At 71.0% G+C, this 14,710-nt stretch carries 12 protein-coding genes; 7 read left to right on the forward strand and 5 right to left on the reverse strand.

Going from position 1 to position 14,710, the window contains the following annotated elements; genetic code table 11:
* The coding region (locus ACTJJZ_RS06620; protein WP_440720394.1) for a hypothetical protein at nt 1–766 on the reverse strand (766 nt) is incomplete at its 3' end.
* A 170-nt stretch (nt 767–936) separates the two neighbouring features.
* Nucleotides 937–2,097, reverse strand: a complete 1,161-nt coding sequence (locus ACTJJZ_RS06625; RefSeq protein WP_440720395.1) for an alpha/beta hydrolase family protein — start codon at nt 2,095–2,097, stop codon at nt 937–939.
* 25 nt (nt 2,098–2,122) lie between these two features.
* Between ACTJJZ_RS06625 and ACTJJZ_RS06630 the strand changes: the two genes are divergently transcribed.
* From ACTJJZ_RS06630 to ACTJJZ_RS06645, 4 genes are all read left to right on the forward strand, one after another.
* Nucleotides 2,123–2,704, forward strand: coding sequence for a DUF3000 domain-containing protein (locus ACTJJZ_RS06630; RefSeq protein WP_440720396.1), 582 nt, complete (start codon nt 2,123–2,125; stop codon nt 2,702–2,704).
* Complete coding sequence (locus ACTJJZ_RS06635; RefSeq protein WP_440720397.1) at nt 2,697–3,893, forward strand: ribonuclease D; 1,197 nt, start codon at nt 2,697–2,699, stop codon at nt 3,891–3,893. Before ACTJJZ_RS06630 ends, ACTJJZ_RS06635 begins: the two co-directional genes overlap by 8 nt.
* A gap of 369 nt (nt 3,894–4,262) precedes the next feature.
* Nucleotides 4,263–5,468, forward strand: a complete 1,206-nt coding sequence (locus ACTJJZ_RS06640) for a thiolase family protein (protein ID WP_440720398.1) — start codon at nt 4,263–4,265, stop codon at nt 5,466–5,468.
* 8 nt (nt 5,469–5,476) lie between these two features.
* A complete protein-coding gene (locus ACTJJZ_RS06645; protein WP_440720687.1) occupies nt 5,477–7,621 on the forward strand; it encodes a 3-hydroxyacyl-CoA dehydrogenase NAD-binding domain-containing protein in 2,145 nt (714 codons plus the stop codon).
* A 115-nt stretch (nt 7,622–7,736) separates the two neighbouring features.
* Here ACTJJZ_RS06645 and ACTJJZ_RS06650 read toward each other — a convergent pair whose 3' ends face one another.
* On the reverse strand, nt 7,737–8,678 hold the full coding sequence (locus ACTJJZ_RS06650; protein ID WP_440720399.1) for a diacylglycerol/lipid kinase family protein: 942 nt from the start codon (nt 8,676–8,678) through the stop codon (nt 7,737–7,739).
* Nucleotides 8,679–8,782: 104 nt separating this feature from the next.
* Here ACTJJZ_RS06650 and ACTJJZ_RS06655 point away from each other — a divergent pair, with 104 nt between their 5' ends.
* The gene (locus tag ACTJJZ_RS06655; protein WP_440720400.1) at nt 8,783–9,475 is read left to right on the forward strand and encodes a TetR family transcriptional regulator; all 693 of its coding nucleotides are present in this window, start codon (nt 8,783–8,785) and stop codon (nt 9,473–9,475) included.
* The gene (locus ACTJJZ_RS06660; protein WP_440720401.1) at nt 9,472–10,032 is read left to right on the forward strand and encodes a hypothetical protein; all 561 of its coding nucleotides are present in this window, start codon (nt 9,472–9,474) and stop codon (nt 10,030–10,032) included. The genes ACTJJZ_RS06655 and ACTJJZ_RS06660 overlap by 4 nt, the downstream gene beginning before the upstream one ends.
* Before the next feature lie 34 nt (nt 10,033–10,066).
* Here the strand turns inward: ACTJJZ_RS06660 and dxs are convergent, their stop codons facing one another.
* On the reverse strand, nt 10,067–12,046 hold the full coding sequence (gene dxs / locus ACTJJZ_RS06665; RefSeq protein WP_440720402.1) for a 1-deoxy-D-xylulose-5-phosphate synthase: 1,980 nt from the start codon (nt 12,044–12,046) through the stop codon (nt 10,067–10,069).
* A 44-nt stretch (nt 12,047–12,090) separates the two neighbouring features.
* Nucleotides 12,091–13,404: a citrate synthase gene (locus ACTJJZ_RS06670; RefSeq protein WP_440720403.1), complete on the reverse strand. Its 1,314-nt coding sequence runs from the start codon at nt 13,402–13,404 to the stop codon at nt 12,091–12,093.
* A gap of 128 nt (nt 13,405–13,532) precedes the next feature.
* Between ACTJJZ_RS06670 and ACTJJZ_RS06675 the strand changes: the two genes are divergently transcribed.
* Nucleotides 13,533–14,693 (forward strand): citrate synthase, encoded by a 1,161-nt coding sequence (locus tag ACTJJZ_RS06675; RefSeq protein ID WP_440720404.1) that lies wholly within the window; start codon nt 13,533–13,535, stop codon nt 14,691–14,693.
* The last annotated feature ends 17 nt before the right edge of the window (nt 14,694–14,710 follow it).

A 14,710-nucleotide genomic window follows, 5' to 3' on the forward strand; every position in this document is an offset into this window, starting at 1 on the left:
CCTTGCCTCCGTGGAGGAGGCGGTCCGCGGTGTCGCCGAACCGCTTGAACAACGCCTTCAGCTTCTCGACCAGCTCACCCAGCTTGCGGATCGCCGCCACCAGATCCGGGATCTTCTTCGAGAACTTCGCCGCCAACGCCGACACCCGCGTCGACGCCTGCTCGATCACCAACGGCGTCGCCAACCCCAGACTGAACACCAACTCCGCCGCATACGAGATCAGCGACCCCACCAACTGCGCCAAAGAATCCCGCACCAGATCATGCACCACCTGCACGATCGTCGACGCCATCTGCATCCCCGCCGCCATGCCATCCGCCCACGACGCCGCACCCTGCAGATGCTTCACCACATCCCGCTGAAACACCAGATACGCCCGCACCGCCGCACCATCCGCCGCGTCCAGATCCCCCAGCACCGTCGACAGATCCGACGCCGACCGCCGCAACTGCGCCCCCACATTCGTCCACGTCTGCGCGAACCCCGCCACCGCACCCGAATCCCCGGTCAGATCATTCAGCCAGCCCTTCAACGGCTGCAGATGCTCCATCAACCAGCCCAGACCCGCCGCGATCAACGACCCCAACGGATCCGAGACCGCCGCCACCGTGTCCATCACCGCACTGAACGCCGCGAACCCGCCCGCAACCCAGTCCCCCGACTTGATCGCCGAGACCAGCGCCTCCCCATCCTCCAACAAGAACGTCCCCTGCAACGGACTCGTCGTATCCACCGGCCCCGCCACCAACGGATTCGGCGGCGTCACCGCGCCACCTCCGCGCCACTGCACGTCCCCTGCGCCGCGGGCCGCTGCGCGTTCTCCACGATGGATGCGAGCAATTCGCTCATCAGCTGGACCTCCTCCGATCGGACATCGCACACGCTACGCCGGAGGCGCGGCGAGGCCCATGGGCAGTACTGCCCATGCGATCGCGGTCAGCTCGCGAGCCCCTGTCCGCGGAGCCACTCGGTGATCGCGTCGGTCCATCGGGTCTGGTCGTAGTTCCACAGTTTGGTGTGCCGCGCGCCCGCGAACGGCGGCATCGTGACGAGGTCCGGCCGGGCCCCGGCGAGGGCGTGCGAGGCGTCCGACGGCACGAACCCGTCGTCGTCGCTGTGCAGCAGTAGGATCGGCACGTCGAGCTCCGCGGCGCGGGCGACCATGTCCAGCTCGTCGAACGGGATCGCCTGGTCCGCTCCGCTGAGCCGCGCCGACCAGGGCTGGCCCAGAGCGTCCATCGCCAACTGCGGCAGGGGATCCGGCAGCCCCATCTCCTTCGCCTGGAAGCGCAGCACGGTGCGCCAGTCCACGACCGGCGAGTCCAGGATCATGCCCGCGATCGTGTGCGAGTGCTCCGAGGAGACCAGCGTCTGTAGCGCCACCGCGCCACCCATCGACCAGCCCATCAGCACGATCCGCTCGGCGCCGTGCCGCAGCGCGTAGCCGATCGCGGCGTCCACGTCTCGCCACTCGGTCGCCCCCAGTCCGTAGGAGCCGGGGCGGGTGCGCGGGCCCTCGCCGTCGTTGCGGTAGGCGGTGATCAGCACGGGGAGGCCGGCGGCATGCAGCACGGGAACCGCACGCAGGCATTCGGAGCGGGTGGCGCCGCGCCCGTGCACCTGGATCACCCAGGTCGTCGACTCGGCCGGGAAGAGCCACGCCGGGCAGGGACCTGCGGGCGTGCCGATCAGCACCGAGTCGTAGCGCAGCTGCAGCTCGTCGGGCGCGAGGTAGTAGTACCCGCTGAAGCCGGCTCTGCGGCCGATCTGCGCTCCCTGATCGATCTGGGTCAGGAGCTTGCGGCGGACGCTGTGCTGGTCGGCGTGCAGGACGGCTCCGAGCTTGACGTGTCCTGGCGCGCCCTCGATGAACAGGCCGTAGCGTCCGGGCAGCTCGGTGTCGGGCGTGCGGCTCAGCTCGATCGTCTGCGCCCCGGTGTCGACCGCGAGCACATCGGTGTCCTGCTTGCGCGCTGCCGGCGTGACGACCTCGCGCGCGATCCGCAGCACGAGGGCGCCGCCGATCGCGGCGCCGAGAGCCGCCGCCCCGGCCAGCGCGATCGCGCCGATCGTCGCGGCGTGCCTGAGACTCTTCATCGCCTCCTGACTCTAGTCTGTCCGCGTGAGCGCTCATCCCGGATCCGACGGCGTCTTCGCCCACGCCGCCGACGAGCTGCGAGCGCTGCGTTTCCGCGCCGACATCGTCGTGCGCGAGATCCCCGCACCCACCGGACTCGCGCCGGATGCGCTCGCGTTCGCGGCGGATGTGCGCCCGGATGAGCACGGCGACTCGATGTACGGCACCGGGCGCTTCGTCCTGCTGCACGATCCGGCGGCTCCGGCCGCCTGGGGCGGCCCGTGGCGCATCGTCGCGTTCGCACAGGCGCCGCTGGAGCCCGAGATCGGCACGGATCCGCTGCTCGCCGATGTAGCGTGGTCGTGGCTGATCGACGCCCTCGCGTCCCGCGACGCGGAGCACCACTCCGCCTCGGGCACGTCCACGAAGACGCTGTCCAAGGGGTTCGGTGGCCTCGCCGCGGAGGGTGACGGCGCACAGATCGAACTCCGCGCCTCATGGTCGCCGGAGGGACCGCTCGCCCCGCACGCCGAGGCGTGGGCGGAGCTGGTCGGAATGCTCGCGGGTCTGCCGCCGGGCTCAGAGGACATCGCCGTATTCGGCGCCAGGAGAACCATCCGTGACTGAGTACGTCGTGATCGACACCGACGAGGCCTTCATCGACGCGTGCCGGATCCTGTCCGGCGGAGAAGGACCCATCGCCGTCGACGTGGAGCGGGCCTCCGGCTTCCGCTACTCGCAGCGCGCCTACCTGGTGCAGGTGTTCCGCAGGAACGCCGGCGCCTTCCTGTTCGATCCCATCGCGATCTCATCCTTCGCGCCGTTGCAGGAGGCGATCGGCGCCGAGGAGTGGGTGTTCCACGCCGCGAGCCAGGATCTGCCCTCGCTGCACGAGCTCGGGCTGGAGCCGGCGCGCGTGTTCGACACCGAGCTCGCCGCCCGCCTGCTCGGCTACGAGCGGGTCGGACTGGCCGCCGTCGTCGAACGCGCCCTCGGCATCGTGCTCGCGAAGGAGCACTCCGCCGCGGACTGGTCGACCCGACCGCTGCCGAACGCCTGGCTCGAGTACGCCGAACTCGACGTGCTGCACCTCATCGACGTGCGCGACTTCATCGCCGCCGAGCTCGCCGAGTCCGGAAAGAGCGGATTCGCCGCCGAGGAGTTCGAGGCGACCAGGACCCGCCCGCCGAAGCCGCCCCGCGAGGAGCCGTGGCGCAGGCTGAGCGGGCTGCACCAGGTCCGCGGCGCGAAGAATCTCGCCGTGGCCCGCGAGCTGTGGCAGGCGCGCGAAGACCACGCCAGGGAGACGGACATCTCCCCCGGTCGCCTGGTGCCCGACCGCGCGCTGATCGCCGCGGTCCTGGCCGACCCGCAGAGCAAGGGCGCGCTCGCCGCCGTGACCGCGTTCACCGGACGCGCGAGCCGCAGCCAGCTGGACCGCTGGTGGGCCGCGATCGAACGCGGCCGGGAGAGCACGGATCTGCCGCGCGAGCGCGTGCCCAGCGATGCCCCGCCCCCGCCGCGCGCGTGGGCCGACCGCAACCCGGAGGCCGATGCCCGTCTCAAGGCCGCGAGGCCCGTGGTGGAGGCCCGCGCGGAAGAGCTCGGCATGCCCACCGAGAACCTGCTCACCCCCGAGACGCTGCGCCGTGTCGCGTGGGAGCCGCCGGCCGTGATCGACGCTTCCTCGATCGCCGCAGCCCTCGCGGAGCGCGAGGCGCGGCCCTGGCAGATTGCGGAAACCGCACAGCGGATCGCCGATGCTTTTGTGGAATCCACGCAAGCGACCTCCGAGCCGTCCGAAACCGCTTCGTAGGTTCACCCCAACCGATTCGTCCCTCGATCGCCCACCGCTCCTAGGCTGAGGTCATACCCTCTGGATGCGCGGATCGAGATGACACTCGGTCTCACGAGTTCAGGAACCGCGTTCCTCAGGACGTGCGAAACTGTCAGTCCGGCGTGCAGATGCGACGGGCGAAACTACGAAGACCCTGTCCGCGCAGCGGACCGGATATTGGAGGCCCTGTCCGCGAAGCGGACCGGATATTGGAGGCCCTGTCCGCGCAGCGGACCGGATATTGGAGGCCCTGTCCGCGAAGCGGACCGGATATTGGAGGCCCTGTCCGCGCAGCGGACCGGATATTGGAGGCCCTGTCCGCGAAGCGGACCGGATATTGGAGGCAGAGTGGCCGAGAACTCGGACGTCTTCTTCGTCGATGGAGTGCGCACCCCCTTCGGGCGTGCCGGCGAAAAAGGCCAGTACTGGAACACCCGTGCGGACGACCTCGCGGTCAAGGCCACGATCGGCCTGATGGAGCGCAATCAGAACGTCCCGCTCGACCGGATCGATGACGTCGCGATCGCCGCGACCTCGCAGACGGGCGATCAGGGCCTCACGCTCGGACGCTCGGTCGCGATCCTCGCCGGCCTGCCGCAGACCGTTCCCGGCCTGGCCGTGGAGCGCATGTGCGCCGGTGCGATGACGAGCGTCACCACGATGGGCGCCTCGATCGGCATCGGCATGTACGACCTCGCTCTCGCCGGCGGCGTCGAGCACATGGGCCACCACCCGATCGGCGGCAACGCGGACCCGAATCCGCGCTTCGTCGCGGAGAAGATGGTCGACCCGGGGGCGCTGAACATGGGTGTCACCGCCGAGCGCATCTTCGACCGCTTCCCGCACCTCACCAAGGAGCGCTCGGACCGCTTCGGCATGCTGAGCCAGCACAAGGTGCAGGCCGCGTACGACGCCGGCAAGATCCAGCCCGATCTGGTGCCGGTCGCGATCAAGGGCGCCGACGGCGCCTGGGGCCTCGCCACCGAGGATGAGGGCCGTCGCCCGCAGACCACGATGGCGGATCTGGCGGTGCTGAAGACCCCGTTCCGCCCGCACGGCCGCGTCACGGCCGGCACCTCCTCCCCGCTCACCGACGGCGCGACCATGTCGCTCCTCGCAGGCAAGGGCGCGGTGAAGGAGCTCGGCCTCACTCCGAAGATGCGCATGGTGTCGTTCGCGTTCGCGGGCGTGCAGCCGGAGATCATGGGCATCGGCCCGATCCCGTCCACCGAGAAGGCGCTGAAGAAGGCGGGCCTGACGATCGACGACATCGGACTGTTCGAACTGAACGAGGCGTTCGCGATCCAGGTCATCTCGCTGCTGGACCATTTCGGCATCGCCGACGACGACCCTCGGGTCAACCAGTGGGGCGGCGCGATCGCGATCGGGCACCCGCTCGCGGCGTCCGGCGTGCGTCTGATGATCCAGCTCGCGGCGCAGTTCGCCGAGCGTCCCGACGTCCGCTACGGCCTCACGGCGATGTGCGTGGGTCTCGGCCAGGGCGGCTCCGTCATCTGGGAGAACCCCTTCTACGACGGCAAGAAGCGGAAGTGAGCACAGGAATGACGAACTACGACGCCATCGACTTCTCGCCCATCACGGCCCTCACCGAGGGCGAGGTCGTCACGCACTCCCCCGTGCGCGACGTGCGCCTCGCCTCCGGCAAGGTGCTCGCCCTCATCACGCTCGACAACGGCCGCGACCACACCCGCCCGAACACGCTCGGCCCCGCGACGCTCACCGAGCTCGGCGAGACGCTCGTCGGGCTGCGGACTCGCGCGGCGGCCGGAGAGATCCAGGCGGTGGGCATCACCGGCAAGCAGTACATCCTCGCCGCCGGCGCCGACCTGTCCGACATCTCCAAGGTCGGATCCCGCGACAACGCACGGCTGATCGCGCAGCTCGGGCACAAGGTGCTGGGCTCGCTCAGCACCCTCGGCGTGCCGTCGTTCGCGTTCGTGAACGGTCTCGCGCTCGGCGGGGGCGTCGAGATCGCACTGAACTCGACGTACCGCACGGTCGACGCGTCGGCCGCCGCTCTCGCACTGCCCGAGGTCTTCCTCGGCATCATCCCCGGCTGGGGCGGGGCCTACCTGCTGCCGAACCTGATCGGCATCGAGAACGCGCTCGAGGTCGTCATCTCGAACCCGCTCAAGCAGAACCGCATGCTCAAGCCGCAGCAGGCGTTCGAACTCGGCATGATGGACGCGATCTTCCCGGCCGCGAACTTCCTCGAGGACTCGCTGCGCTGGGCCGACGCCGTGCTCGGCGGCACCAAGGTCGAGCGCAAGAACGAGCCGGGCAAGATCGAGCGTCTCACCAAGTGGCCGATCGCGATCAAGATGGCCCGGGGCATGCTCGAGTCCAAGATCGGCACCGTGCCGCGTTCGCCGTACGTCGCCCTCGACCTGCTCGACAAGGCGAAGAGCGGCACCAGGGAGGACGGGTTCGCACGCGAGGACGAGGCTCTCGCCGATCTCGTCACCGGAGACCAGTTCGCCGCGTCGATGTACGCCTTCGACCTCGTGCAGAAGCGCGCCAAGCGCCCGGTGGGAGCCCCGGACAAGGCCCTCGCGAAGAAGGTCGCCAAGGTCGGCATCATCGGCGCCGGTCTGATGGCCAGCCAGTTCGCACTGCTGTTCGTGCGCAAGCTGCAGGTGCCCGTGCTCATCACGGACCTCGACCAGGCGCGCGTGGACAAGGGCGTGTCGTACATCCACGAGGAGATCGGCAAGCTCGAGGCCAAGGGCCGCCTGGACGCCGACACCGCGAACAAGCTGCGCGCCCTCGTCACCGGCACGACCGACAAGAGCCTGTACGCCGACTGCGACTTCGTGATCGAGGCGGTGTTCGAGGAGGTCGGCGTCAAGCAGCAGGTGTTCGGCGAGATCGAGCAGATCGTCGCCGAGGACGCGATCCTCGCGACCAACACGTCGTCGCTCTCCGTCGAGGAGATCGGGGCGAAGCTCGCGCACCCCGAGCGTCTCGTGGGCTTCCACTTCTTCAACCCGGTCGCGGTCATGCCGCTGATCGAGATCGTGAAGACCCCCGCCACCACCGACGCCGCGCTGTCGACCGCCTTCGTGGTCGCCAAGGGCCTGGGCAAGAACGCCGTGCTCACCGCCGACGCCCCTGGATTCGTCGTGAACCGCCTGCTCGCGAAGGTCATGGGCGAGGCCGCCCGCGCGGTCTACGAGGGCACGCCGGTCGCCGACGTCGAGAAGGCGTTCGCTCCCCTCGGCCTGCCGATGGGTCCGTTCCAGCTCATCGACCTGGTGGGCTGGAAGGTCGCCGCGCACGTCCAGGACACCATGGTGCACGCGTTCCCCGACCGCTTCTACGCGAACGAGAACTTCCACGCCCTCGCCGAGCTGCCCGAGGTCGTCGAGAAGGACAAGGGCGGTCGCGTGACCGGCTTCACGAAGGCCGCGGAGAAGCTCGTGAAGCAGGCCGCGGGATCCACTCCGACTCCGGCCGCGGAGATCCTCCGCCGGGTGCAGGACGGGCTCGCGCACGAGATCAGGCTCATGCTCGACGAGGGCGTGGTGCCGGAGGTCGAGGACATCGACCTGTGCCTCATCCTCGGCGCGGGCTGGCCGTTCATCGACGGCGGCGCGTCGCCGTACCTCGACCGCGAGGGCGCGTCGGAGCGCGTGTTCGGCGCGACGTTCCACAGCCCGGCGATCCGCGGGATCGAGGCCCGCTGATCCACCACGGGTCGCCGAGCTGAGACCGCGCAGCCGGACCGAGACGAGACGCCGCTTCCGACGGGGGCGGCGTCTCGTCGTTTGCGGACGCCTGCGCGGCGGCGGGACGCGGCGGTCAGCGCCGGAACACGGGCACGAGCACGGTCAGCGCGCCACGCCGCACCGCGACCGCACATGCCCCTTCGGCGAGGCGCTCCCCGTCGGCGTAGACCACGAGCCCCGGTGCGCTCACGGCGATCTCCCTGCTGCCCCAGGTGCTCACCTCGGGCAGCATCATGTGCGTGCCGTGCAGCAGATGCGGGAAGAGCCGGAGCAGACGCATCCGCCCGATGTGCTCCACATGGACGACTTCGAGACGCCCGTCGTCGGGGATGGCCTTCGGCGCGATCGGCATCCCGCCGCCATAGCAGCGCGTGTTGCAGAGCGCCAGCAGCGTGCCGGGGATCTCCCGCTCACCCTGCTCGTCCGTGATGCGATACCGCTGCGGGGCGAGCCGTATCAGCTCCAGGGCCAGCGCCAGGTAGTAGCGAATCGCGCCTCGGGGCCAGCGCAGCCTGTTGGTGCGCGCGGCGACCTTCGCATCGAAGCCGCAAGCCGCCACCGTGAGGAACAGGTGGCTCCCGTGCGTGCTGCGAACGACGCCCAGATCGACGGCGCGAGGCAGCCCGCGCAGGATCATGTCGGCAAGGCGGGCGGGATCCTGCGGCAGCTCGAGTGCTGCGGCGAAGTCGTTTCCCGTGCCTCCGGGGACGACCGCGAGAGGTACCGGTGCGTCAGCGAGGAGGTCGAGCACGGCCGAGATCGTGCCGTCTCCGCCCGCGATCACGAGCACGTCCGGAGTCTCGGCGATGGCCTGTTCGACCAGGCGGCGCGTGTCCGCGGCTGTCTCCCCGTGCCGGATGTCGACCACCGCACCGCGCCCTTCGAGCGCGCGGCCGACCGCCTCTGCTTTCGCCATGGCGCGGCCGCGTCCAGCCGCAGGATTCACGATCATGATCGCCGTGCGGCTCGCGGGCGCTCTCGGGTCGTCGGCGAGTTCCCTGGGCGACGCTGCCATGCGGTCAGTCTAGGGGCGCCGACACATTGCGGCGCGGATGCTGACGGTGTACGGGTCACGACGCCGATCACCGCTCGGCTCGCGCTTCCTGCTAGCCTTTGAACATGTTCAGTTCACCGCGCGACAACTCCGTGAGGGCGCTCACCCCTAAGGCCGCGGCGACGAAGGCTCGCATCCGGGCCGCGGCGATGGCCTCATTCGTGGAGCGCGGCTACCCCGACACCACGATCCGCCTGATCGCCGCGGAGGCGGGCGTCTCCGTCGGCAACGCGTACTACTACTTCCCTTCGAAGGAGCACCTCGTCCAGGAGCTGTACGAGCAGGTGCAGTACGAGCACGGTGTCGCGGCACGCCCGCGTCTCGAAGGCATGACTGCGCTCGTCGACCGACTGCGCGTGTTCTTCGAGACCGGACTGGAGACGGTCGGCCCCTACCGCGAGGTGGCGCCCGGCTTCCTCAGCGCGATGGTGTCCCCCGGCTCCCCCATCAACCCGCTGTCCGTGGCGTCGTCGCCTGCGCGAGGCATGACGATCGGGCTGCTGCGCGAGGTCGTCGACGGGTCCTCGCACCGGCTTCCGGATGACATCGCGGAGCGCCTGCCGGAAGCGATCTTCCCCGCCTACCTCGCACTCATCCTGCGCTGGACCTATGACGGCTCGCAGGGCCAGGCGACGACCGCCCGCCTGCTCGACACAGGCCTCACGCTGTTCGCCGTTGCACTGCCGTTCCTGCGGGTGCCCGGCGTCCGCGGCGTGACCAAGGAACTCCTCGACCAGATCGCGGACGTGCGGCCATGATTTCCGCGGCCGGATCCGAGACAGGCGCCGTCCGCGGGCCGATGTCGTTCACCAAGGCGGACATCCGGCGCGGTGCCCTGTGGGCGTGGCTGATCTTCATCAGCCTGCTCGAGGCGCTGTTCCTGGCGCTCACGGTGCACAACGCGCTGTCCGCGTCCCCGCCCGAGGGCTCCTCCTCCGGAATCCCCGCGGCCGCCACCGCGCAGGCGATCGGATCCGCGCTCGTGGCGGCCGGCATCTATTCGGCGCTGGTCGGACTCGTCGGAGGCGCCGTGTCCGGCGTGGTCACCCTGCTGATCCTCCCGCTTGCCGGCCGGCTGGCATCGTGGATGGCTCCTGTTCGCGCGGCCGGCGCCTACGTCGTCGCGTACGGGCTGCTGGGGGCCGTCACAGGAGCTGCGGTGGGGTCTGCGCTTTCTGCGCTGCTCTTCTCCGGGGCGCCCGTCGTCGTCCTCGTCGTGGGCAGCGTCGCCGCACTGCTCACCGGCCTGGCCAGCGCCGGTGGATGGTTGATCGCCGCACGCCGAGCGCGCCGCGGGCGAGCCACTCACCGCTGAGCCTGTGCGCGGAACGGCTCCGCGCCGACTCCATTCAGCGCCGGCGCTCCTCCGCACCGTGCTCTTCGCGGACGTCGGTCACGATCTCCACCGTGCCCGTGTGCAGCGGAACCTCGCCGGTCGGCCGCGCGATCGGCACGCGCGTGCCGAGCACCTGCGCGACCACGTCCTGGGCGATCTTTCCGGGGGTCAGGCCGGCATCCTCCAGGATCTGCTCGCGGCTCGCGTGATCGATGTACTCGTCCGGCAGACCCAGCTCGTCCACGGCCGTGTCTATGCCCCCCTCACGGAGCACCTGGCGCACGCGCGTGCCCACGCCGCCCACGCGGATCCCGTCCTCGAGGGTGATCACGAGGCGGTGGCGGGCGGCGAGCTCGACGAGCGAGGACTGCACGGGGATCGCCCAGCGCGGGTCGATCACGGTCGCACCGATGCCCTGCGCCTTGAGCCGATCGGCGACCTCGAGTGCGAGGGTCGCGAACGGGCCGATCCCGACCAGCAGCACGTCCTCGCTCTCGCCGCGGGACAGCACGTCGACGCCGTCGTGCAGACGCTCGAGAGCGGGGATCTCCGGGGTCACCGCGCCCTTGGGGAACCGGATCACGGTCGGCGCGTCGTCGACGGCGACGGCCTCCGCGAGCACCTCGCGCAGGCGTTCGGCGTCGCGCGGTGCGGCGATGCGGATGCCCGGCACGATCTGCAGCATGGACAGGTCCCACAGGCCGTGATGGCTGGGACCGTCGGGCCCGGTGACGCCCGCCCGGTCGAGCACGAACGTCACGCCCGCCCGGTGCAGCCCCACGTCCATCAGCACCTGGTCGAAGGCGCGGCCCATGAAGGTGGCGTACAGCGCCACGACGGGGTGCAGGCCGCCGTAGGCGAGTCCCGCGGCGGCGGTGACGGCGTGCTGCTCGGCGATCCCCACGTCGTAGACGCGGTCCGGGAAGCGCTCGGCGAAGCGGGCGAGTCCGGTCGGACGCAGCATCGCGGCGGTCATCGCGATCACGTCCGGGTTGCGCGCGCCGACGTCGACGAGCGCGTCGGCGAACACATCCGTCCACCCGCGCCCCGAGGCGGCGAGCGGCGTCCCGGTCTTCGGATCGATCTTGTTCACCGCGTGGAACTGGTCGGCCTCGTCGTCGAGCGCAGGCTGATAGCCACGGCCCTTCTCGGTGATGACGTGCACGATCACCGGGGCGCCGAAGTCCTTCGCGAGCCGCAGGGTCTCGGTGAGCGCCTGGATGTCGTGCCCGTCGACCGGGCCGAGGTACTTGATGTCGAGGTTGGAGTAGAGCTCCTCGTTGTTCGAGAAGCGCGACAGGAACCCGTGCGTGCCGCCCCTGATGCCCCGGTACAGCGCTCGGCCGATCGGGCCGAAGGCGCGGAAGAAGCGATCCGAGGTGCGGTGCAGATCACGGTAGACGCCCGCGGTGCGCACCCGGTTCATGTACCGCGCCATGCCGCCGATCGTGGGCGCGTAGGAGCGGCCGTTGTCGTTCACGACGATCACGAGATTGCGCTCGTTGTCGTCGGAGATGTTGTTCAGCGCCTCCCAGGTCATCCCGCCGGTGAGCGCGCCGTCGCCGACCACCGCGACGACATGCCGGTCCGCGCGGCCCGTCGCCGTGAAGGCACGGGAGATGCCGTCCGCCCAGCTCAGCGAGCTGGACGCGTGCGAGGACTCGACGACGTCGTGAGCGCTCTCCGAGCGCTGCGGGTAGCCCGCGAGTCCCCCGCGGGAACGCAGCCCGGAGAAGTCCTGGCGCCCGGTGAGCAGCTTGTGCACGTACGACTGGTGGCCGGTGTCGAAGATGATCGGGTCGTCCGGCGAGGAGAACACGCGGTGCAGCGCGATCGTGAGCTCGACGACGCCGAGGTTCGGGCCGAGGTGACCCCCGGTGCGGGCGACGTTCTCGATCAGGAAGGTGCGGATCTCCGCGGCCAGGTCCGTGAGCTGCCCGGGAGAGAGGCGATCGAGATCGCGGGGACCCGTGATGCCGGGAAGAATCGCCACCGTGTCTGCCTCCTGAGAACGAAAGGACGGATCCGCCGTCGGCGTCACCGCATCGGTCCAGCGTACCCAGGGTTGCTGCCCGCGGGCTGGACATCCGCGGGGTCGGGGCCGACGTAGCGGCCGATCGGGCGCAGGCGGAGCGGCGCCCGGCCGTACTCGTCGAGCGCGTGCGCGCACCACCCCGCCGACCGTGCAACCGCGAAGACGAGCTCCCCGGCGTCGGGCGGCATCGCCCAAGCGAGCGCCACGGTCGCCAGCGCCAGATCGACGGTCGGATGCAGCCCGGTCCGCGCGCGCACCACCGCGACGACGTCGTCCGCCACCCGCAGCGCGTCCTGCGCGCGGGGTTCCAAGTCCCGGAGCAGCCGCATCAGCAGCCGCGCCCTCGGGTCGCCCTCGGGGTACAGCGGCTGCCCGAAACCCGGGACGCCGGCGCCGCTGCGCCTCGTCGCGTCCGCCACGGCCGCCGCCGGATCCGCCCCTTCCCCCACCTCGCGCAGCATCGCGTACGCGGCCGCGCTCGCCGCCCCGTGCAGCGTCGAGTCGAGCGCGCCGAATCCGGCCGCGACGACCGCGTACGGGTGCGCTCTGGCCGAGGCCGCCGCCCGCGCGGCGAGCGTCGAGGCCGCCATGTCGTGGTCCACGAGCAGGACGAGCGCCGTATCCAGCAGGCGCACGCGGTCCGCGGTCGCGGGCAGCGTCGTCAGGCGCGGCCACAGACGGGTCGCGAGAGGCGCGACGGCATCGTGGTCCGTGCGCTCCTCGCCCGCGGCCGCGAGGAGCGGCAGGGCGTCGACGAGCCCCGCGACCAGCCGCAGGGCGACCCTGGCGACGGCCTCAGGGCGCAGGTCGTACCGCTCGGGGTCGCCGGCGGCGAGGGTCGCCACTGCCGCGAGGAGGCGGGTGAACGCCGGGGGATCCGGCGGCAGTGCGGCGAGCACGCGGCGCACCGCGTCCACGTCGCCCGGCAGCAGCGGGTGCGGGTCCTTCGAGGGGGCGTCGGTGCGGGTGAACAGCCAGCGCACCACGTCGTCGAATCGGGCCGGCTCACCCTCCCGAGCGATCAGCTCCTCGAGCGGAAGTCCGCGGATCCACAGCTCGCCGTCCTCGATCAGCGCGATGTCGGTGTCGATCACAGCGAGCGGGCTGCCGTCGGCCCCCGCGGGACGCGCGCCGCCGTGCGACGGCGTCGTCACCCTCCGTCGGGTGCGGGCGAACCTCTCCACCTCGAGCGGATCGAATCGGGAGCCGTGCGCGCCGCGCTCGCGGGCGATCAGCCCGCGCGAGACGTAGGCGTACAGCGTCTCGGTCCGCACACCGAGACGCGCCGCCGCCTGGGCCGCCGTCAGTGGCTCCATGCTGCTCCTTCATTGATCCGATCAACATTGACGATATCCCGATCCATGTCGCATCGTGAGCGGAGAGCCGCACCGCGGCTTCGAGGAGCACGGAGCCGCCACTCGCGACTCGCCAGAGAGGAGCCGACATGGCCATCAGCATCGACCGCGACGACACGCAGCTCATCGATGTCCCGCGCGGGTTGACGAACGTCGTCGTCGCCGAGACGCGGATCGGCGACGTGCGCGGCGCGGAGGGCTTCTTCCACTACCGCGGCGAGTCCGGCGTGGATCTCGCGACCGACGCGCGCTTCGAGGACGCCTGGAGCCTGGTGGCGCTCGGCACCCTGCCGCAGGGGGAGGCGGCCGCCGCGGCCTTCCGCGCCCGGACCGCAGCCGCGCGCGCGATCCCGGAGAGCGCCAGGGACGCCCTTTCGGCGCTCGCCGGCTCGGGCCTGGACCCCATGGCGCAGCTGCGCAGCGGCCTCGCGCTGGTCTCCGCCGCCGACGGCCGCCGTCCCTTCTACGACGAGACCCAGGGCGAACGCACCGCCGACGGGATCCGTCTCGCCGCCGTCACGCCGACCCTGATCGCCGCCCTGCATCGCTGGGCGCACGCGCAGGGTCCGATCGCCCCGGATCCGGACCTCGGCCCTGTCGCCGACTATCTGCGCATGCTCACCGGCGTCGTCCCCGATCAGCGGCTCGCGGCCGCACTGGGCAGCTATCTCACGGCCGCGATCGACCACGGCTTCAACGCCTCCACGTTCACGGCACGGGTCATCGCCTCGACCGGCGCCGATCTCGCCTCGTGCGTCGGCGGCGCGCTGGGCGCCTTGGCCGGTCCGCTGCACGGCGGAGCTCCCGCCCGCACGCTCGACATGCTCGACGAGATCGGCACCCCCGAGCGGGCCGAGGACTGGGTGCGCGAGCGGATCCAGAGCGGCGGGCGGATCATGGGCTTCGGACACGCGGTGTATCGCACGGAGGATCCCCGGTCCCGTCTGCTGCGCGGCGTCGCCCAGCAACTGCGCGCCGACGGACTCGCCTCCGATCGTGTCGACCTCGCCGTGGCTGTGGAGCAGACCGTGCTGCGGGTCCTCGACGAGCTGAAGCCGGGGCGTGCCCTGCGCACGAACGTCGAGCTCTACGCCGCGGTCGTCATGGAGGCGTGCGGGATCCCTCGCGAGCTGTTCACGCCGACCTTCGCGATGGCGCGCATCATCGGCTGGGGCGCGCACGCGTGCGAGCAGGTCGAGGACGGGAAGATCCTCCGCCCGTCGTCACGGTACGTCGGTCCGCTGTCCTGATCCTCGCATGTGGGGAC

This window comes from Microbacterium sp. 22242, assembly GCF_052045495.1.
GTDB lineage: Bacteria > Actinomycetota > Actinomycetes > Actinomycetales > Microbacteriaceae > Microbacterium.

What these genes read in the sequence shown, in the direction of transcription:
- ACTJJZ_RS06650 (WP_440720399.1), bottom strand. Translation starts at nt 8,678, where the DNA reads ATGGCAGCGTCGCCCAGGGAACTCGCCGACGACCCGAGAGCGCCCGCG.
- ACTJJZ_RS06645 (WP_440720687.1), top strand. Translation starts at nt 5,477, where the DNA reads ATGACGAACTACGACGCCATCGACTTCTCGCCCATCACGGCCCTCACC.
- ACTJJZ_RS06655 (WP_440720400.1), top strand. Translation starts at nt 8,783, where the DNA reads ATGTTCAGTTCACCGCGCGACAACTCCGTGAGGGCGCTCACCCCTAAG.
- ACTJJZ_RS06670 (WP_440720403.1), bottom strand. Translation starts at nt 13,404, where the DNA reads ATGGAGCCACTGACGGCGGCCCAGGCGGCGGCGCGTCTCGGTGTGCGG.
- ACTJJZ_RS06625 (WP_440720395.1), bottom strand. Translation starts at nt 2,097, where the DNA reads ATGAAGAGTCTCAGGCACGCCGCGACGATCGGCGCGATCGCGCTGGCC.
- ACTJJZ_RS06675 (WP_440720404.1), top strand. Translation starts at nt 13,533, where the DNA reads ATGGCCATCAGCATCGACCGCGACGACACGCAGCTCATCGATGTCCCG.
- ACTJJZ_RS06660 (WP_440720401.1), top strand. Translation starts at nt 9,472, where the DNA reads ATGATTTCCGCGGCCGGATCCGAGACAGGCGCCGTCCGCGGGCCGATG.